Annotated in this window: 17 protein-coding genes, 1 tRNA gene and 1 pseudogene; 14 read left to right on the top strand and 5 right to left on the bottom strand. The window is 34.4% G+C overall.

Annotated elements, in window-relative coordinates; genetic code table 11:
- Window positions 1-70 precede the first annotated feature (70 nt).
- The 9 genes from hisG to gndA all read left to right on the top strand — a co-directional run bounded on the left by hisG (window position 71) and on the right by gndA (window position 8,765).
- The gene (gene hisG / locus BCI_RS02010) at window positions 71-970 is read left to right on the top strand and encodes an ATP phosphoribosyltransferase (RefSeq protein WP_011520581.1); all 900 of its coding nucleotides are present in this window, start codon (window positions 71-73) and stop codon (window positions 968-970) included.
- A gap of 3 nt (window positions 971-973) precedes the next feature.
- A complete protein-coding gene (gene hisD / locus BCI_RS02005; protein ID WP_011520580.1) occupies window positions 974-2,287 on the top strand; it encodes a histidinol dehydrogenase in 1,314 nt (437 codons plus the stop codon).
- Entirely contained in the window at window positions 2,284-3,366 is a 1,083-nt protein-coding gene (gene hisC, locus BCI_RS02000) for a histidinol-phosphate transaminase (RefSeq protein WP_011520579.1), read from the top strand. The genes hisD and hisC overlap by 4 nt, the downstream gene beginning before the upstream one ends.
- A 5-nt stretch (window positions 3,367-3,371) precedes the next feature.
- Complete coding sequence (gene hisB, locus BCI_RS01995) at window positions 3,372-4,442, top strand: bifunctional histidinol-phosphatase/imidazoleglycerol-phosphate dehydratase HisB (RefSeq protein ID WP_011520578.1); 1,071 nt, start codon at window positions 3,372-3,374, stop codon at window positions 4,440-4,442.
- Window positions 4,439-5,032, top strand: a complete 594-nt coding sequence (gene hisH, locus BCI_RS01990; RefSeq protein WP_011520577.1) for an imidazole glycerol phosphate synthase subunit HisH — start codon at window positions 4,439-4,441, stop codon at window positions 5,030-5,032. The genes hisB and hisH overlap by 4 nt, the downstream gene beginning before the upstream one ends.
- A 2-nt stretch (window positions 5,033-5,034) precedes the next feature.
- Complete coding sequence (gene hisA, locus BCI_RS01985) at window positions 5,035-5,781, top strand: 1-(5-phosphoribosyl)-5-[(5-phosphoribosylamino)methylideneamino]imidazole-4-carboxamide isomerase (RefSeq protein ID WP_011520576.1); 747 nt, start codon at window positions 5,035-5,037, stop codon at window positions 5,779-5,781.
- Window positions 5,763-6,539, top strand: coding sequence for an imidazole glycerol phosphate synthase subunit HisF (hisF, locus tag BCI_RS01980; protein WP_011520575.1), 777 nt, complete (start codon window positions 5,763-5,765; stop codon window positions 6,537-6,539). Before hisA ends, hisF begins: the two co-directional genes overlap by 19 nt.
- Window positions 6,533-7,156: a bifunctional phosphoribosyl-AMP cyclohydrolase/phosphoribosyl-ATP diphosphatase HisIE gene (gene hisIE / locus BCI_RS01975; protein ID WP_011520574.1), complete on the top strand. Its 624-nt coding sequence runs from the start codon at window positions 6,533-6,535 to the stop codon at window positions 7,154-7,156. The genes hisF and hisIE overlap by 7 nt, the downstream gene beginning before the upstream one ends.
- Before the next feature lie 202 nt (window positions 7,157-7,358).
- On the top strand, window positions 7,359-8,765 hold the full coding sequence (gene gndA / locus BCI_RS01970; RefSeq protein ID WP_011520573.1) for an NADP-dependent phosphogluconate dehydrogenase: 1,407 nt from the start codon (window positions 7,359-7,361) through the stop codon (window positions 8,763-8,765).
- A 31-nt stretch (window positions 8,766-8,796) separates the two neighbouring features.
- Here gndA and metG read toward each other — a convergent pair.
- Window positions 8,797-10,434: pseudogene (metG, locus tag BCI_RS01965) on the bottom strand (methionine--tRNA ligase); the annotation flags it as partial.
- A 192-nt stretch (window positions 10,435-10,626) separates the two neighbouring features.
- Here metG and dcd point away from each other — a divergent pair.
- The gene (dcd, locus tag BCI_RS01960) at window positions 10,627-11,208 is read left to right on the top strand and encodes a dCTP deaminase (RefSeq protein WP_011520571.1); all 582 of its coding nucleotides are present in this window, start codon (window positions 10,627-10,629) and stop codon (window positions 11,206-11,208) included.
- Window positions 11,209-11,237: 29 nt separating this feature from the next.
- On the opposite strand, the gene folE is transcribed toward dcd, so the two are convergent.
- Both folE and BCI_RS01950 read right to left on the bottom strand, forming a co-directional pair.
- Window positions 11,238-11,900, bottom strand: coding sequence for a GTP cyclohydrolase I FolE (folE, locus tag BCI_RS01955; RefSeq protein WP_011520570.1), 663 nt, complete (start codon window positions 11,898-11,900; stop codon window positions 11,238-11,240).
- Window positions 11,901-12,043: 143 nt separating this feature from the next.
- Window positions 12,044-13,522: an amino acid permease gene (locus BCI_RS01950; RefSeq protein WP_011520569.1), complete on the bottom strand. Its 1,479-nt coding sequence runs from the start codon at window positions 13,520-13,522 to the stop codon at window positions 12,044-12,046.
- A 152-nt stretch (window positions 13,523-13,674) separates the two neighbouring features.
- Here BCI_RS01950 and nfo point away from each other — a divergent pair, with 152 nt between their 5' ends.
- The 4 genes from nfo to BCI_RS01930 all read left to right on the top strand — a co-directional run bounded on the left by nfo (window position 13,675) and on the right by BCI_RS01930 (window position 15,759).
- Window positions 13,675-14,553, top strand: a complete 879-nt coding sequence (gene nfo / locus BCI_RS01945; RefSeq protein WP_011520568.1) for a deoxyribonuclease IV — start codon at window positions 13,675-13,677, stop codon at window positions 14,551-14,553.
- A gap of 43 nt (window positions 14,554-14,596) precedes the next feature.
- On the top strand, window positions 14,597-15,172 hold the full coding sequence (gene mepS, locus BCI_RS01940) for a bifunctional murein DD-endopeptidase/murein LD-carboxypeptidase (protein WP_081425153.1): 576 nt from the start codon (window positions 14,597-14,599) through the stop codon (window positions 15,170-15,172).
- A 132-nt stretch (window positions 15,173-15,304) separates the two neighbouring features.
- Window positions 15,305-15,589 (top strand): 50S ribosomal protein L25, encoded by a 285-nt coding sequence (gene rplY / locus BCI_RS01935; RefSeq protein ID WP_011520566.1) that lies wholly within the window; start codon window positions 15,305-15,307, stop codon window positions 15,587-15,589.
- 96 nt (window positions 15,590-15,685) lie between these two features.
- Window positions 15,686-15,759, top strand: a tRNA-Pro gene (locus BCI_RS01930).
- Here BCI_RS01930 and ddlA read toward each other — a convergent pair.
- Both ddlA and gyrA read right to left on the bottom strand, forming a co-directional pair.
- Window positions 15,751-16,878: a D-alanine--D-alanine ligase gene (ddlA, locus tag BCI_RS03295; protein ID WP_011520565.1), complete on the bottom strand. Its 1,128-nt coding sequence runs from the start codon at window positions 16,876-16,878 to the stop codon at window positions 15,751-15,753. The two genes, BCI_RS01930 and ddlA, sit on opposite strands and share 9 nt — an antisense overlap.
- A 328-nt stretch (window positions 16,879-17,206) precedes the next feature.
- Entirely contained in the window at window positions 17,207-19,750 is a 2,544-nt protein-coding gene (gyrA, locus tag BCI_RS01915) for a DNA topoisomerase (ATP-hydrolyzing) subunit A (RefSeq protein WP_011520564.1), read from the bottom strand.
- Window positions 19,751-19,956 lie beyond the last annotated feature (206 nt).

The raw sequence follows: 19,956 nt of genomic DNA, 5'->3' as shown, positions 1-19,956 counted from the left end.
GGAAAGCAGAGGAAGTTATTTCCCGAGATTTGTTGAGGTAGTTAATCATTAACTTAGGGCATAGGATATAATGGTAGAAAAATCACGATTACGGATCGCAATGCAGAAATCCGGTAGACTAAGCAAAGAATCTCAGCAATTACTCGAAAAATGCGGAATTAAAATCCATTTACAACAGCAAAGATTATTAGCATTTGCTGAAAACATGCCTATCGATATTATGCGGGTACGTGATGATGATATTCCAGGCCTAGTATTAGACAGTGTTGTAGATTTAGGAATTATAGGCCAAAATGTACTAGAAGAAGAGTTGCTGACACGTCGCGCTCAAGGTGAAAATCCACGTTATGTTACTCTACGCCGATTAGATTTTGGTACCTGTAGGTTATCAATAGCATTGCCCATAGATCAAGCATGGAATGGTCCAAAATGTTTGCAAAATAAACGTATAGCTACTTCTTACCCTCATCTACTAAAGCAATACCTAGATAAATTAGGTATTAGTTTTAAATCATGTTTATTAAATGGTTCAGTAGAAGTAGCACCAAGAGCTGGTTTAGCAGATGCAATATGTGATTTAGTATCTACCGGAGCTACTCTTGAAGCAAATGGATTGCGAGAAGTTGAAGTAATTTATCGTTCTAAAGCTTATTTGATTCAGCGTGATGGAGAACTTTCACTTTCAAAACAAGCACTAGTAGATAAATTAATGATCCGTATTCAGGGTGTAATTCAAGCTCGTGAATCTAAATATATTATGATGCACGCACCAACAGAACGACTAGATAATATTATTAGTTTATTACCAGGAGCAGAACGTCCTACAGTACTGCCATTGGCTAGCGATCATAACTTAGTAGTCATGCATATGGTTAGCCGTGAAACACTTTTTTGGGAAACTATGGAAAACTTAAAAGCTCTTGGTGCACGTTCTATTCTAGTACTACCCATTGAAAAAATGATGGAATAAGTAATGATTAATTCTCCTTTATCGATGCTTGTACGCTGGCATGATTATAATACCGAACAGCAAGCAATGTTATTGGCTCGTCCAGCCTTAAGTATATCAGAAAACGTTATTTCTACTGTAAACGAAATACTAACACAGGTTTGTCAAACAGGTGATCGTGCTCTCCGTAATTTTAACCTGCAATTCGATGGCATACATACTCCACAATTACGCATAACAGAAAAAAATATAGCCTTAGCTTCTAGTAGAATAGCTCCAGATGTTAAACAGGCTATCACAATAGCATTAACAAATATTAATCGGTTCCATCGTGCTCAAAAGTGCCCAGATATTGACCTAGAAACTCAACCAGGAGTTAACTGTCGCCAGTTAACTAAGCCTATTACATCAGTAGGATTATATATCCCTGGAGGATTAGCACCCTTGTTTTCTACAGTAATGATGTTAGCTATTCCAGCAAATATCGCAGGGTGTAAAAGGATTATTGTTTGTTCACCACCTCCTATAGCGGATGAAATTTTATATGTAGCACAATTATGTGGTGTACATGAAATTTACCAAGTAGGTGGTGCACAAGCTATCGCTGCTATGGGATTTGGTACTCAGTCAATTACTCATGTAGATAAAATTTTTGGTCCAGGGAATGCTTGGGTAACCGAAGCGAAACGCCAAATTAGCCAAAAACTAAATGGTGTAGCAGTTGATATGCAAGCTGGTCCTTCTGAGATAATTGTTATCGCAGACAGTAATGCTTATCCTTCTTTTATAGCAGCTGATCTACTTTCTCAAGCAGAACATGGTCCTGATTCTCATGTAATATTACTTACTAATGATATTAAAATAGCGGAGCAGGTAGCGTTAGAAATAGATATTCAGCTAAAAAATTTACCCCGTGCGGCAATTGCTCGCCAAGCTCTGGCTAATACTAAACTTATTATTGTAGATCATTTAGCTGAAGGTATAGCTATTAGTAATAGTTATGGTCCTGAGCATCTAATTATCCAAACATGTAATGCAGACAAATGGCTAACACATATTACCAATGCTGGATCAATCTTCCTTGGTTATTGGTCACCTGAATCAGCTGGTGATTATGCATCTGGTACTAATCATGTACTACCTACCTATGGTTATACCAAAACCTATTCTGGTATTAGTGTAGCTGATTTTCAAAAGCGTATTACGGTGCAAAATTTAACTCCTCAGGGGTTATTATTATTGGCATCAACTATCGAAACGCTAGCGCAGGCAGAACAGCTAACAGCGCACAAAAATGCCGTAACATTACGTGTTAATATGCTAAAGGAACTATCATGAGTATCTTAAATTTAGCTAGGACTAATGTATTAACGTTAGAACCTTATCAATCTGCCCGTAGGATAGGCGGGGGTAGTCAAGGTAATATTTGGTTGAACGCTAATGAATATCCACAACCTACATTTTATATGCTACGTAGTAGTAATCTCAACCGATATCCAGATTGTCAACCTCAAGAACTTCTTAATAGTTATGCAGCTTATGCTGGAGTACAACCGAACCAAGTTCTTGCTTGCCGTGGTGCAGATGAAGGAATTGAACTATTAATTCGTACTTTTTGTGAACCAAGTAAAGATAAAATTTTATTTTGTCCTCCAACATACGGCATGTACCGCGTTAGTGCCGAAACTTTCGGGGTAGCATATTGTGCTATTCAGGCACTTGACAATTGGCAGCTGGACTTAGATACCATTTATGCTCAATTAGATTGTGTAAAATTAATTTATATTTGTCATCCAAATAATCCTACGGGTAATATTATTAATCCGTCTGATATACGCCAATTACTAGATATAACTCATGGTAGGACCATACTAGTAGTAGATGAAGCATACATTGATTTTTATCCTACAGCTAGCATATCTAGCTGGATTAATCATTATCCACACCTAGTAATTCTACGAACTTTATCTAAGGCTTTTGCCTTAGCTGGCTTACGCTGTGGTTTTATTCTTGCAAATCCTGATATAATTAAACTGCTACTAAAAGTTATAGCACCTTATCCGATATCGCGACCAGTAGTAGATATTGCTAAACAAGCATTAAGCACCAAAGGTATACACCAAACTAAACGTCGGGTAGCTAATATTGACATTAATAGAAATTGGCTAATACAGCAATTAGCTGAATGTTCTTGCGTTAGTGTTGTCTTTCCAAGTGTGACTAACTATTTATTAGTACGTTTTCATCCAAATTATCATGTGTTTCAATCTCTATGGAAGAAGGGTACTATTTTACGTGATCAAAACCAACAAATAGGATTAGCTAACTGTCTGCGCATTACTATTGGAACTAGCTTAGAATGTCAAAATTTGCTTACAGCACTTCAGGCACTAACATTAGTTTCTCACAAGGAGTAATAGTAGTGAGCAAAAAAGTTTTATTTATCGATAGAGATGGAACCCTTATCAACGAACCACTTGATAATTTTCAGATTGATAGAATAGAAAAGTTGGTGCTAGAACCATATGTTATTAACGCATTACTCATCTTACAACAAGCTAATTTTCAATTAGTTATGGTTAGCAACCAGGATGGTCTTGGTACATCTAGTTTTCCTCAAGAGGATTTCGATCGTCCACATAATTTGATGATGCAGATTTTTAAATCACAGAATATTTTTTTTGATCAAGTATTAATTTGTCCACATTTAGCAAAAGATAAATGCCATTGCCGAAAACCAGGAATAGCTTTAGTTGCACCATGGTTAGTAGGTAATAAAATAGATAGAACCAAGAGTTATGTAATTGGTGATAGAGAAACTGATATAAAATTAGCATATAATATGGGCATTAATAGTTTACGTTATAATCGTAACACTATGAATTGGCAAGCAATATGTAATTATTTAACCAGTCTTAATCGATACGCACATGTTAAACGTATAACAAAGGAAACATCGATAAACGTTGAGGTATGGCTAGATAGAGAAGCTCCGAGTAAGATTAATACAGGTATTAATTTCTTTGATCATATGTTAGAGCAGATTGCTACTCATAGTGGATTATGCATGACAATTGAAGTTAAGGGCGATTTATATATTGATGATCACCATACTATTGAAGATACTGCAATTGCACTAGGAACAGCACTAAAACAAGGGCTTGGTGATAAACATGGTATTAACCGCTTTGGTTTTTTATTACCTATGGACGAATGTTTAGCACGTTGTGTAATAGATCTATCGGGCCGACCATTCCTCGAATACACAGCAGAATATAGTTATCAAAAAGTAGGTGATATGAGTACCGAAATGGTTGAACATTTCTTCCGCTCATTATCCTATGCTATGGCTTGTACACTATATTTAAAAACGGAAGGCAAAAATGATCATCATAGAGTAGAAAGCCTATTTAAAGTTTTTGGGCGAGCTCTACGTCAGGCAATATGCGTTGAAAGCAATGTTTTACCTAGCTCAAAAGGAGTACTATCATGAAAGTAGTAATCATTGATACTTGTTGTGCTAATTTGTTTTCCGTCATTGCTGCTATACGTCGTTTAGGTTATCAACCTGAAGTTAGTCACGATGCAAAAGTAATTTTACAGGCTAATAAGTTATTTTTACCTGGTGTAGGTACAGCGTATGCTGCTATGGAGCAGTTATATAACCGCAAGCTGATTGATTTAATCAAATTAATGACTCAGCCAGTGCTAGGTATTTGTCTAGGCATGCAGTTGCTAGGTAGTAGTAGTGATGAAAATGGTGGGGTAACAACACTTGGAATTATCAAAGCGTCTGTTAAAAGAATATCTAATTTTAACATGCCTTGGCCACATATGGGCTGGAATAAGGTAACACAGAAAGCAACAAATAACCGTCTATTTCACGGTATTCCAGAAGATAGTTACTTTTATTTTGTACATGGTTACGCTATGCAATTATGCGACGCAACTATAGCTCAAGCAAACTATGGTAAACCCTTTACCGCAGCTATCGCACAAGATAACTTTTTTGGCGTACAATTTCATCCAGAACGTTCTGGTACTGTTGGCCAACAATTACTAAAAAATTTTCTGGAGATGTAATAGTGATCATTCCTGCTTTAGATTTAATTAACAGTACTGTCGTACGACTACATCAGGGGAACTATCAGCAACAACGTTGTTATAGTGATGATCCACTGTATTACCTGCATAATTATTTACGTCAAGGTGCAGAAATGCTGCATTTAGTGGATTTAACAGGTGCACGTGATCCTTCTGCTCGTCAGATTAAGCTGCTAACTAGTTTGCTAGCTAGTGTTAAAGGGCGAACACTTGTGCAAGTAGGTGGAGGTATTCGTAATGCAGCAGATATAGAAGTTATGTTACAAGCTGGTGCACATCGTGTAGTAATAGGTTCAACAGCAGTAAAAAAACCACTAGAAGTACAACAATGGTTTAAACGTTTTGGGCCAGAAGCTTTAGTGCTTGCTTTAGATATACGTATAGATACCAATGGTAAGCATTGGGTAGCTGTTAGTGGATGGATGGAAAATTCTGGGGTACTTCTTGAACAAGTAATTGATCAATATACTCAGCAAGTCGAACTCAAGAATATTCTATGTACTGATATTTCTCGTGATGGCACATTATCTGGTATGAATATAGAACTATATCGATTGTTGTGTGGTAACTGGCCTAGCATTGCATTTCAATCCTCAGGAGGAATAGGTAGCTTAACTGATATTATTAAGCTACGTAATATTGGTGTCAAAGGCGTGATTATAGGTCGGGCATTATTAGAAGAAAAATTTACGCTTGCGGAGGCTATCGCATGCTGGCAAAAAGAATAATTCCCTGTCTTGATATACATAATGGGCAAGTGATTAAAGGAATGCAGTTTCGTAATCATAAAGTTATTGGTGATATCGTACCGATGGCTCAACGCTATGCCAAAGAAGGTGCAGACGAACTAGTATTTTATGATATTACTGCATCATCTGAAGGGCGAGTAGTAGATAAAAGTTGGATAGCTCGTGTTGCTGAAGTTATTGATATCCCATTCTGTGTAGCTGGTGGTATTAAAAGTGTCGCTCAAGCAGGTGAAGTAATTTCTTTTGGTGCGGATAAAATTTCTATTAATTCCCCTGCACTTAATGATCCATATCTAATTAGTAGGTTAGCTGATCGTTTTGGTGTTCAATGCATCGTAGCTAGTATTGATACTTGGTATGATATTCAACTTGATCGATATCAGGTTAATCAATATACCGGCGATGAAAATCGAACAAAAGTAACTAATTGGCAAACATTAGATTGGGTACAAGAAGTTCAGAAACTTGGTGCTGGTGAAATAGTACTAAATATGATGAATCAGGATGGCGTATGTAGAGGCTATGACTTACAACAGTTACGTTTAGTACGACAAACCTGCCATGTGCCATTAATTGCTTCAGGTGGAGCTGGAACTATGCAACATTTCCAGGAAGCATTAATTAATGCTGAAGTTGATGGTGTACTAGCAGCCTCAGTCTTTCACAAAAATATAATAAATATTCTTGAATTAAAAAAATTTCTGGCACGTGAAGGAGTAGAAATACGATTATGTTAACTGAAAAACAATTCCAAGATATTAATTGGCAGAAAAATGGTAATATAATGCCAGTGATTATTCAGCATTCCATATCTGGTGAAGTGCTAATGATGGGATATATGAATGCGAATGCATTAAAAGCTACAGAACAGACAGGTAAGGTAACTTTCTACTCACGTAGTAAGCAACGTTTATGGACTAAAGGAGAAAGTTCAGGGAATTACCTACAGGTGATGAGCTTATACCTAGACTGCGATAACGATACTTTACTAATTTTAGCTTATCCTTTAGGCCCAACTTGTCATAATGGCATGAGTAGCTGTTTTCATCCTGCTATTAGTAATTTTAGTTTTCTTTATTCCTTAGAAAAATTACTTTGTCAACGTAAAAATCTTGATCCTACAAATTCTTATACTGCTAGATTATATAATAGTAGTACCAAACGCATTGCACAAAAAGTCGGTGAAGAGGCTATAGAAACAGCTATAGCTGGAATAGTACAAAACCAGTCAGAACTAATTAATGAAGCTGCAGATCTAGTATATCATCTTCTTATTTTACTTTTAGATCAACAAGTAGATTTTAGTCAAGTTATCGCTAAGTTACGTGAACGACACTTAAGTGATTCTCCTTAATCAGGAGTAATTTAATTAATAAAATTTGCAAAATGCAAAATAAACAAGGTTATAGAATATTAAATAGCTGTTATTTCTCATTGCATATTTAATGTAAAACTTTTTGATAATTTATCAATAATTACGGAAGATTATCTTCCAACTAATTTCATTAAATTACTGATCTTTTTATGTAAAAGTGGAAATAAATAGGAGTCTCTTAATGCTAAGACAACAGATTGGTGTAGTTGGTATGGCGGTAATGGGGCGTAATTTAGCACTTAATATGGCAAAAAATGGCTTTCGGGTATCGATTTTTAATCGTTCACGAGAAAAAACTGAACATGTCATGGCAGAAAATCCTGGGATTAATCTTTTTCCTTATTTTTCACTCAGAGAATTTATTAATTCACTAGAAAAACCACGTCGTATTTTGTTAATGGTAAAAGCAGGAGAAGCAACAGATCAAACAATTAATGCACTAAAATCCTTTATCGATAAAGGAGATATTCTGATTGACGGTGGTAATTCTTTTTATCATGATACTATACGTAGAAACCAAGAGCTATCAAAAGATGGTTTTTATTTCATAGGCACAGGTATTTCTGGTGGCGAAGAAGGTGCACTGAAAGGACCTTCAATTATGCCTGGTGGTCAGAAAGAAGCTTATAATTTTATATCACCTATTTTCGAAACAATTGCTGCTCGTGCTAATGGTGAAGCATGTGTTGCTTATATTGGTCCTGATGGTTCCGGACACTATGTAAAAATGGTTCATAACGGTATTGAATATGGCGATATGCAACTTATTGCAGAAACTTATGCTTTATTAAAAATAATACTTGGTATGAATAATGATGAATTAGCAAATATTTTTTACGAGTGGAATCAAGGTGAGTTAAGTAGCTATCTTATGGATATTACCCATAAGATCTTTACTCAGAAAGATATCACAGGTAAATATTTGATCGATGTTATCGCCGATGAAGCTACTCATAAAGAGACAGGTAAATGGACTAGCCAAAGTGCACTAGATCTAGGAGAACCACTAAACTTAATTACTACTGCGGTTTTTGCCCGGTATTTATCATCGTTAAAACAGCAGAGAATTTGTGCTAGTAAAGTACTCAAAGGCCCAACAACAAAATACTTCAGTATTGATAAACCAGCATTTATTGAAAATATGCGTCGAGCACTATATTTAGGTAAAATCATTTCTTATGCTCAAGGTTTTTCGCAGCTCAAAGCTGCATCAGCTAAATTTAACTGGAATCTAAATTATGGCGATATTGCTAAAATATTCCGTTCTGGATGTATTATTCGTGCCCAGTTCTTACAGAACATAACTGATGCTTACACCCAAAATACTTTTATTACTAATCTTTTATTATCACCTTATTTCAAAGCAAAGGCTAATGATTATCATCAGGCTTTACGTGAAGTTGTGACTCATGCTATTCATAATGGTATTCCAGTACCAACTTTATCTGCAGCTATTACCTACTACGATAGTTACCGTTCGCTGATGTTGCCAGCTAATTTAATTCAAGCACAGCGTGATTACTTTGGAGCACATACCTATAAGCGTATCGATAAAGAGGGTATTTTCCATACTGAATGGCTAACGTAACTCTAAAATAGAGTATATATTGATATTAATGTGTAGCATCTATCATAGCTTTTACTTGACTAAGTGTAATACGCTGAAGTAAGGTTTTAAATGGAGAAATTTTATGATTTGTTAATGGTATAACCATTGAATCCCAATTAAGCTTAGTATTTAAAAATGCTTCTGCTTGTATAGCTAAATTTGGTAATACTGGTTGTAGATAAGTCATTAATAAGCGGAATAAATTAATACCCATCGAGCAAATATTATGTAAATCTTGCTGATAGTACTTATTTTTAGCTACTACCCATGGTTCTTTTTTATGAATATAAACATTAGCTCGATCTGCGAGTATCATAATTTCACGAATAGCACGGCTAGTTTCGCGATTATTAAATGCTTCACCAATAGATACTGAGGCTGTAACAAAGTAATCATATAAATACTGATCTTCAATGGTAGCAGACAGCTTATTATCAAAATATTTTTGTATGAAACTAGCATTCCGTGCTGCTAAGTTAATAACTTTATTGATAATATCTGCATTTACTCTGTTAACGAAATCATTGAAATTAAGATCGATATCATTAATATCTGATGAAAGTTTTGTTGCATAGTAATAACGTAGATAGCTAGCGTCTAAATGAGCAAGATAAGTACTAGCTTTAATCAACGTACCCCGTGATTTAGACATTTTGGCCCCATTTATTGTGACATAACCATGAACGAATAAATTAGTTGGTTTACGTAACTTACTACCTTCTAGTATAGCAGGCCAGAAAATACCGTGAAAATATGTAATGTCTTTACCTATAAAATGATATAGGTCGGCCTTAGAACTCAGGTGCCAAAATTCATCGAAAATAATATCATTACGTTTGTTACATAGATTTTTAAATGCACCTATATAGCCGATAGGTGCATCTAACCAAACATAAAAATATTTACCAGGTGTATCTGGGACTTCAAAACCAAAATAGGGTGCATCTCGGGAAATATCCCATTGTTGTAATCCCATATCGAACCATTCCTGCATTTTATTAGCAACTTGCTCTTGTAGTGCACCAGAACGGGTCCATGCCCGTAGTACTTCACTGAAAACCGGTAAATCAAAAAATAGATGCTTTGACTTTGAAATTACTGGTGTTACACCAGATAACGTTGACTTTGGATCAATGAGATCAGTGGGATGATAAGTAGCACCACATATTTCACAGTTATCACCATACTGATCTGGTAATTTACATCTTGGACAGTATCCTTTTACAAAACGATCAGGTAAAAATATATTATGTATGGGATCATATAACTGAGAAATCATGCGCTTTTTGATTAAGCCATTTTCTTTTAGTGTATTATAGATAGATATGACCAATTCACGATTTTCATCACTATGAGTTGAGTAATAATTATCATAGCTAATTTCAAACTGCGCTAAATCAGTCTGATGTTCTTGATTAATTTTATTTATCATAGCTTCCGGTGTAATACCTGATTGCTTTGCTTTCAGCATAATAGGTGTCCCATGTGCATCATCAGCACAAATAAAATACACTTGTTTACCACGGATTCGCTGATAACGCACCCAAATATCAGCTTGAATATGTTCTAACATATGGCCTAGATGGAGAGAACCATTAGCGTATGGTAATGCACAGGTTACTAAAATTTTAGAGGCTACTTGTATCATTATTATTTATATTTGTAACAAAATTAAAACATATAATAGCTTATTAAGATAAGATAAATAAGCCTACGTATTACTATCACGACGAATATAAAATATTATCATAATTAAGTTTTATGATAATCTAACAAATTGTTACTAAGATTAATCATATTCTTGTTATGCTATTTATACTATGCATAGAGAAAATATACCATGATATTATGTGATAGTGATATAGAACTATGGATGGATGAAGAAAAACTAGATATTATTCCACGGCCACCAATAGAAAGAATTAACGGTGCTAGTGTAGATATACTTTTAGGCGATAAATTTAGGGTTTTTCGCGGTCATACTACAGCATTTGTTGATTTAAGTGGACCGAAAAAAAATGTAACTGATGCTATAAATCTCATTATGAGTAATGAAATCCAATTAACTGAAGACGATACATTTTTTCTTCATCCTGGAGAACTAGCCTTAGCAGTAACTATGGAGTCAATTACACTACCTAATAACTTAATTGGTTGGCTAGATGGTCGTTCTTCCTTAGCAAGGCTTGGACTAATGGTGCATATCACTGCACAACGAATTGATCCTGGATGGCAAGGAAAAATTGTACTAGAAATTTATAATGCTGGTAAGTTACCACTAGGACTACGTCCAGGTATGTTAATTGCCGCACTAAGCTTTGAACTACTCAGTGGACCAGCATCACGTCCATATCATAAACGTGAGAGTGCTAAATATTGCTACCAACAGGGAGCTGTTGCAAGCAGAATTGATCAAGATTAACCTTATAAAAGGATGGTATAAATTAATTATTATGTTTGATTAATAGTACGCAAAAATTCCTGGCGTGTATTTTGGCTGGATTTAAATATTCCTCCTAATGAAGTAGTAGTAGTAGTACTCGTACTATCACAAATACCACGTGCTTTTACGCAATAATGAACAGCATATATAGATACTGCTACATTATTTGTACCTAAAATAGTTTGTAATGCTAATAAAATTTGTTGTGTAAGTCGTTCTTGAACTTGTGGACGCTGTGCAAAAAAACGAACTATACGGTTAATCTTAGATAGACCTATTACGTTACTTTTTGGTATATAAGAAACGGTAGCTTTACCATCAATCATCAAAAAGTGATGTTCACAAGTACTAGTAAGAGTTATATTACGTACTGTAACCATTTCATCAGCTTTCATTTTATTCGATATTAGGGTAATTTGTGGAAAATTAGCATAATCTAAGCCAGGAAATATTTCTTCTATATACATGTAAGCAATACGATAGGGTGTTTTTGCTAAACTATCATCCGCTAAATCTAAGTTGAGTAACGTCATAATTTTCTTCATATGTGCAGCAATACGACGTTTACGTGCTTCTATACCTAGTCTTTCCTCTCCTCGTAGGAAAGGTTCTAGTCCATTTGCTAGTAGCGCCTGACGTACCATCGATGCTTCTTTTGTAAGTATGACCATGTAATTTATTTATCTACCTCCAGTAGACCAGCAAATAATTGCAAGTATTTAGATACTTTTAACTCTATTAAATAGCTAAAGAATAAGTAATTAATTAAATTGTTTTACATATATTTCTCTGATCTTCATTAATTATTACTTACTTAATAAGTATTTTTAGTTAAATTTTTTTTAAAAATCATCTGATCATAACGTACTAAGCTACTACCATGATACCATTTATAACTAAACCAAATTAAAAGAAATAATATAATACCAATATAAGTAGTAATAATACTGTTCCAATTAAGACTTTCTGCAAGAAAGTTTTGATAATTTTGGCCTAAAATAATTACTATGCATAGACTAAAAGCAAAAATAGGTCCAAACGGAAATAATCCAGCGCGATACGGTAAACTATTCAAGCTATATCCCTGTTTTTTTAAACCACGGCGAAAACGATAATGGCTAATAGCTATACCTAACCAAGCAATAAAACCAGTAGTTCCTGAAATATTCAGCAGCCACAAATAAACTTTTTGATTACTATATATTGCTGAAAGAAAACACAATGCTGCCATAATTGTTGTCATATACAACGCATTACACGGTATCCCTCTTTTCGATAAACGGGCGAAAATATTAGGAGCTTGACCTTCTCGTGCTAAAGTGTACAGCATACGTGTTGAGGCATACATACCTGAGTTACCTGCTGATAATACGGCAGTAAGAATAACAATATTCATTATTGTTGCTACTGAAAACTGCCCAGCATTACGAAATACTAAAGTGAATGGGCTGATAGTGATTTTATTTATATCTTCTTGTAATAAAGCCGCACTATCATATGGAATCAAAAAACCAATAATGAATATTGATAGGACATAAAAGAATAAAATTCGCCAGAACACTTGCCGCATAGTACGTGGAATATTTGCACTAGGATTGACTGACTCACCAATAGCTATACCAATTATCTCCGTCCCTTGAAAGGAAAAACCAACGATCATAGCTACATTTATTATTGCAGTAAAACCACCAACGAAAGGCGCATCACCAACTTGCCAGTTATACCAATAGGTTGGTGCACCTCCATACAATACACCAAGTATCATAAGTATCCCAACAACAATAAACATAAAAACGGTAGCTACTTTAATGAGTGAGAAACAGTATTCAGCTTCACCAAAACCTTTTACTGAAATAACATTAAGTAGGAAGATAATACTTATAAATAATATACTCCAAACCCAACCTGGTGTTGTTGGAAACCAGTAACTCATGGCAATTTGTGCTGCTACAAGATCTACAGCAATAGTTACTGCCCAATTATACCAGTAGTTCCAACCTAATGCAAAACCAAAGCCTTCTTCTACGTAAAGGTTACCATAAGTAACAAAAGAACCAGATACAGGCATGTAAGCAGTTAGCTCACCTAGACTAGTCATTAGAAAATAAACCATAAGACCTATTACTATATATAATAGTAATGCACCACCAGGACCAGCTTGTGATATTGAAGCACCTGAAGCAACAAACAAACCAGTCCCGATAGAACCACCTATTGTAATCATAGTAAGATGACGTGTTTTTAGTTCACGACGTAAGACATTAGTATGCTGATCAATCTTTTGTTCTAACATATATTTTAAATAATTTACATTATCAAAGATAAAAGTTATTAATAACTAACATAATTAAGATATTTATCACTAATAAGCAAACATAAGCAAGATAAATAGTAATAAGCTTAATTATTAAGCCTTACTTATCAAAGTATATAGGATATAAAGAAATGAGCGCAAAAAAGTGGATTGGTGCACATGTTAGTATAAATGGTGGTATAGATAAAGCTGTTATACGTGCTCATGCATTACATGCTAATGCTTTTGCTCTTTTTACCAAAAATCAGCTTCAGTGGAAAGCATCTACACTAACGATTAATTTAATCAAGAATTTCCGTGTTGCCTGTAACAAATATAATTATACTACAGCACAAATTTTACCTCATAATAGCTATCTTATTAACCTAAGCCATCCAATTAAAGATAAACTAAAACAGTCAAGGATAGCTTTTATTGAAGAACTACACCGTTGTGAAAAATTAGGTCTTAGTCTGCTTAACTTCCATCCAGGTAGTCATTTACAACAAATAGACGAAGATAATAGTATTACTCGTATAGCTGATTCGATTAATATTGCACTAGAGAAAACTACAGGCGTTACAGCCGTAGTTGAAAATACTGCTGGCCAAGGTAGCAATATGGGTTTTAGGTTTGAACAACTAGCGGAAATTATAAGGCAAGTAGATGATAAAAGTCGTATTGGGGTTTGTATTGATACCTGTCATGCTTTTGCAGCAGGTTATGATTTACGTACAGAACAGAGTTGTATTGCTACTTTTAAGCAGTTTGCAGATACTATAGGTTTTAAATACCTACGTGGTTTACATTTAAACGATACTAAAACTTCTTGTGGGAGCAGAATTGATCGCCACCAAAGCTTGGGTCAAGGTAAAATAGGATATACAGCATTTAATTGGATTATGGCTGATAACCGTTTCAATAATATTCCGATTATTTTAGAAACAATTAACCCTACTATTTGGTCACAGGAAATAATTTGGCTAAAAAGAATGGCAACTGCATCAACTACTACGAATATGGTATTTTAAAAAAAATGTTACTAATATTCATTCAATATATTTGTTTCTGCAAATGCTTAAATATCAGTTTGTTCACAAACATATCCTAATATTAATATTTTTTTTGTCTACCTGTAGTAATCAGCATCATTATCCATGTTACTATCAAGTAACGAACAATAGACAATTGTTAACTACTAATAGTCAAAAACTATTAGTAGTTGAAGAAATATTAAAGTTCTTAGAAATTAAATCTCAGATACTTAATCAATATATTAACTGGAAAGGTGTAACATTCAAGTTAGGAGGACTTGATAAAAGTGGTATAGATTGCTCTGCTTTTGTGCAAAATACGTTCAGGGAACAGTTTGGTATTAATTTACCACGTACTACTCAATATCAGAAAGCAATAGGTGTCACAGTTCAACGAAATAACCTGCTACCAGGTGATTTAGTATTATTTTATAATCATGCTACTGGCCGTCATATAGGAATGTATATTAGCTATGATATATTTTTACATGCATCTTCTAGCAGTGGTATTATCATTTCTAACCTAAATGATAATTATTGGAATCATTCATATTATGAAGGACGTCGCATACTAACAATTTGCTCGTTACATGAGCTACTAAATAATCTAAAATAAATTCATTTTATCCATTAAGATTATTTAGCTGATTAATACTAAATTTACAAATATGTATTTCTGCTTGATAATTTCGTCTAGTCTATATTAGACTTAATTACCATAGTAATATACAATAGTTGATTATATAATATGTTAACTCTTCAAGCTGAAAACCGTAAAAAAACAGGTACCAGGGCAAGTAATCGCCTACGTATAGCCGGTAAGCTGCCAGCTATACTTTATGGTGGTAATACACAACCTATAGCAATAGAACTAGATTCAACAAAATATATGCATATAAAAAACCAAATAAGCTTAGATAACGATCTACTAGCTTTAGTCATTAATGGTAAAATTTTTACAGTAAAGGTATGGGCAATACAACATCATCCATTTAAACCCCAAATTACTCATATAGATTTTATTAGAGTCTAATTTATTGATTAGACCTATTAAGACAAAGCTTCTTAAGAAGCACAGATTAGCTATATCTTATTTATACTATTTATTTGAGTCCAAAATTTATTTACACGGCATGTAGCGCAGCTTGGTAGCGTACCGTCATGGGGTGGCGGTGGTCGGAGGTTCAAATCCTCTCATGCCGATCCTGTATCTATTTTATTATATATATCTCTATGACTAATTTTTTTCTGTTCAGCATAATAACGCTCGATAGCTAATTCTATTAAGCGGGTTATTAGTGCTGGATAACTAATTCCACTAGCTTGCCATAATTTAGGGTACATACTAATGCTAGTAAAACCTGGAGAAGTATTTACTTCATTAACTAATACTTTATTATTCGTGGTTAAGAAAACATCTACTCTTGCCATACCAGTACAGTTTAGTGCCTGGAAAGCACGAACTGCGATTTTTTGTATGTTATTACTTACTTCCTTACTAATAGCCGCAGGTACTACTACTACTGCACCGTGCTCATTTAGATATTTTTTTTCATACGAATAAAAGTTATCACTTAATACAATCTCACCGCATAGGCTTGCTTGTGGATCATGATTTCCTAAAACTGCACACTCTAATTCACGGCCGTTAATCGCTGATTCAACTAATACTTTATCATCAAAACAGAATGCTAGCGCTAGTGCTTGATCAAAACTAATTCTATTTATAACTTTAGAAACTCCAACTGATGAACCTTGATTTGCTGGTTTAACAAACAACGATGAACCAAGATAAGTAATAATTTGATCGTAGCTAAAATTTTCACGATTGATACGAGTTAAAGTAATAGATGGCGTTACTTCTAGATCTGCATCACGTAATAGACGTTTAGCAATATCCTTATCCATGCTAACTGCAGAACCAAGCACAGTAGAGCCTACGAAAGGTAAATTGGCCATACGCAATAATCCTTGTAGATTTCCATCTTCGCCTAAAGTTCCATGTACAATAGGAAATATTACATCAAGCTGAACTAATTGCTCTAGCATGTCTATTTGTATAAATTGATCATGTTTCCTTCCAGGAATAATAGCAATATGTTTATTGCTTTTATTAAGTGCAATATAAGTTTCGTTTTCTCCGTAGATTAAATAATTCAACTTATTATTGATATGCCACTGTCCTTCTTTATCTATACCAAACAATACTACCTCAAATTTATTTTCATCTATTGTTTCAACTATATTTTTAGCTGATTGCAATGAAACTTCATGTTCTGCTGATTGACCACCAAAAATAATTCCTACGCGTAATTTCGCCATGTTTAAATGTCTCTTCTAGATGAGCAGCAAATTAAGGTTTTAAAACTAAACAATTAAATTAGGTTTAGCATATCTAAATATGTACAGTATATAAAATAAGATATTTGTTTAGAAAAATTTATGCTCTAGTGAAAATATCTAATATAGATAGATGAAAGCAATATATTCTTTTATTTGCGAGAAGACATCAAATATTAGATTGTATTTTAAATGCTTATTTATCTAATAAGCATGATATTATTTATAGGTAATAAATCGATAATTAAGGATAATAAATTATCTTGAATATCAAACATTTATATCTTCCTTCATTATATCTTGTATATTATTAGTCAATAGGTTCAGCTATACGTTGTAGGCCAACTACATGCTCATTTTCAGCAGTACGAATCAGCGTAATACCTTGAGTATTACGCCCAACGATACTAACTTCAGAAACTCTAGTACGTACTAGAGTGCCAGCATCAGTAATAAGCATAATCTGATCATGTTCATCAACTTGAATAGCACCTATAACCTGACCGTTACGTTCACTTGCTTTGATCGATATAACACCTTGAGTTGCACGTGATTTAGTAGGATATTCGTTCTGGGTTGTTCGCTTACCATAACCATGTTGAGTTACAGTAAGGATATGACCATCTATATTTGGTATAATTAGTGAAACGACTCTATCACCTTCTGCGAGGTTAATACCTCGCACACCTGTTGCCGTACGACCCATACTACGTACCTGAGTTTCGGGGAAACGTACTACTTTACCATACGCTGAAAATAACATTACTTCGTTGTTACCATTAGTTACATTTACTCCAATTAACTCGTCACCTTCATGCAGATTAACTGCTATAATACCAGCGCTACGTGGACGACTAAATGCTATCAGAGCTGTTTTCTTTACAGTACCGCTAGCAGTTGCCATGAAAACATTGCAACCTTCCTCGTACTGACGTACTGGAAGAATAGTAGTAATACGCTCATTAGTTTCTAATGGTAGTAGATTTACGATTGGCCGACCACGTGAACCGCGGCTAGCAGCTGGTAGTTGATATACTTTCATCCAATACATTCGACCACGGCTAGAGAAAAGTAAGATAGTATCGTGGGTATTAGCAACGAGTAAACTATGGATAAAATCTTCTTCCTTCATCTTAACTGCAGATTTTCCTTTTCCTCCTCGTTTCTGCGCATCATAGTCATTTAAGGGTTGATATTTTACGTAACCTTGGTAAGAAAGAGTTACGACAACATTTTCCTTATTAATCATATCCTCTATTACTAAATTGGATGATATAGTTGTAATTTCAGTACGACGAGGATCTTTATACTGTTTTTGAATGTAATTTAATTCTTCGCGAATAACTTCCATGAGGCGTTCTGGTTCATTTAATATGCGAAGAAGATCAACTATTTTAGTTAAGAGTTCTTTGTGCTCTATCATAAGCTTAGAATATTCTAAGCTAGTTAAATTATATAGGCGCAAATCAAGAATAGCTTGTACTTGCTTTTCGGTTAAATAGTACCTCCCATCATGAATACCATATTTTTCTTCTAACCATTCTGGACGTACCATATGATGAACTTCACGACATTGCATAGATGCAATGGTACCTAGATTCCAAGCACTAATTAATAATTTATCCTTAGCTTCTACTGGTGTATTTGCATTACGAGTTAAGGTAATGATAGACTCGATGTTTGCCTGTGCAACTACCAAAGCTTCTAAAATATGAACACGCTCGCGAGCTTTACGTAATTCAAAAATAGTCCTACGAGTAATTATATCCTGTCGGTGACAAATAAAAGCTGAGAGTATCTCTTTCAGCGAAAAAATCTTAGGTTGCCCATTATTTAGCGCTACCATATTGATACTAAATGATACCTGTAATTGAGTCATAGAATATAGATTATTAAGTACTACTTCTGCGACGGCATCACGTTTAATGCCAATAATAATACGCATTCCATCTTTATCAGATTCATCACGTAAAACACTAATTCCTTCTATACGTTTTTCTTTAATAAGATCCGCTATTTTTTCTATTAGACGAGCTTTATTAACCTGATAAGGAATTTCACTTACAACAATAATTTCACGGCCAGTATTTGCTTCTACTTCTACTATGGCTCGTGCACGAATACATATTTTACCACGGCCTGTCCGATATGCTTCTTCAATACCTTGCTTACCATTGATAATAGCTGCAGTGGGAAAATCCGGACCAGGAATATATTTCATTAATTCTTCGATACTAATTTTATCATCATCAATATATGCTAAGCACCCATCTATAATTTCAAAAAGATTATGTGGAGGAATATTAGTAGCCATCCCCACCGCTATACCAGAAGATCCATTAATTAATATATTTGGCATTCTAGTTGGCATAACTTCGGGAATTTGCTCAGTACTATCATAGTTAGGAACATAATTAACAGTATCTTTTTCTAGATCTATAAGCAATTCATGAGCAATTTTTGACATACGCACTTCTGTATAGCGCATTGCAGCAGCTGAATCTCCATCAATAGAACCAAAATTACCTTGACCATCAACTAACATATAACGTAGAGAAAATGTCTGTGCCATACGTACTATAGCATCATAAACAGCTGTATCACTATGTGGGTGATATTTTCCAATGACATCGCCTACTATACGTGCAGATTTTTTATAAGGTTTATTCCAATCATTACCTAGTATGCTCATAGCAAATAAAACACGACGGTGCACTGGTTTTAGTCCATCTCTAACATCTGGTAATGCACGTCCTATAATTACTGACATAGCATAATCTAGATAAGAACGCTTGAGTTCTTCTTCTATACTTACTGGTATCAGTATTTTGTTAGCTTTAGCAAGCTCGCTCATAGCACAGCTATCCTTCCATCAACAATACAGTGTGGAAAATATTATATCATTTTATATGATTCAAATACTTTGGCCTACATATCAATTATGCTTTTTATAAATTAATAATACTATTATCATTAGTAGCTTATATTTTTAGATAAAACAAATTAGATAATCTTTTCATTATATTTCTTAGCTATGCTCAATGAGCTTTTTTCAGGTAA

Origin of the sequence: Baumannia cicadellinicola str. Hc (Homalodisca coagulata), from assembly GCF_000013185.1 — a bacterium.
Classification (GTDB): domain Bacteria; phylum Pseudomonadota; class Gammaproteobacteria; order Enterobacterales; family Enterobacteriaceae; genus Baumannia; species Baumannia cicadellinicola_E.
Note: the sequence above shows the minus strand (reverse complement) of the source record. Positions and strands in the feature narration are given on the sequence as shown.

Excerpts from the sequence above, each read along its gene's own strand:
- hisG (WP_011520581.1), top strand. The coding sequence starts at position 71 with ATGGTAGAAAAATCACGATTACGGATCGCAATGCAGAAATCCGGTAGA.
- hisD (WP_011520580.1), top strand. The coding sequence starts at position 974 with ATGATTAATTCTCCTTTATCGATGCTTGTACGCTGGCATGATTATAAT.
- hisC (WP_011520579.1), top strand. The coding sequence starts at position 2,284 with ATGAGTATCTTAAATTTAGCTAGGACTAATGTATTAACGTTAGAACCT.
- hisH (WP_011520577.1), top strand. The coding sequence starts at position 4,439 with ATGAAAGTAGTAATCATTGATACTTGTTGTGCTAATTTGTTTTCCGTC.
- hisF (WP_011520575.1), top strand. The coding sequence starts at position 5,763 with ATGCTGGCAAAAAGAATAATTCCCTGTCTTGATATACATAATGGGCAA.
- hisIE (WP_011520574.1), top strand. The coding sequence starts at position 6,533 with ATGTTAACTGAAAAACAATTCCAAGATATTAATTGGCAGAAAAATGGT.
- gndA (WP_011520573.1), top strand. The coding sequence starts at position 7,359 with ATGCTAAGACAACAGATTGGTGTAGTTGGTATGGCGGTAATGGGGCGT.
- dcd (WP_011520571.1), top strand. The coding sequence starts at position 10,627 with ATGATATTATGTGATAGTGATATAGAACTATGGATGGATGAAGAAAAA.
- folE (WP_011520570.1), bottom strand. The coding sequence starts at position 11,900 with ATGGTCATACTTACAAAAGAAGCATCGATGGTACGTCAGGCGCTACTA.
- BCI_RS01950 (WP_011520569.1), bottom strand. The coding sequence starts at position 13,522 with ATGTTAGAACAAAAGATTGATCAGCATACTAATGTCTTACGTCGTGAA.
- nfo (WP_011520568.1), top strand. The coding sequence starts at position 13,675 with ATGAGCGCAAAAAAGTGGATTGGTGCACATGTTAGTATAAATGGTGGT.
- mepS (WP_081425153.1), top strand. The coding sequence starts at position 14,597 with ATGCTTAAATATCAGTTTGTTCACAAACATATCCTAATATTAATATTT.
- rplY (WP_011520566.1), top strand. The coding sequence starts at position 15,305 with ATGTTAACTCTTCAAGCTGAAAACCGTAAAAAAACAGGTACCAGGGCA.
- ddlA (WP_011520565.1), bottom strand. The coding sequence starts at position 16,878 with ATGGCGAAATTACGCGTAGGAATTATTTTTGGTGGTCAATCAGCAGAA.
- gyrA (WP_011520564.1), bottom strand. The coding sequence starts at position 19,750 with ATGAGCGAGCTTGCTAAAGCTAACAAAATACTGATACCAGTAAGTATA.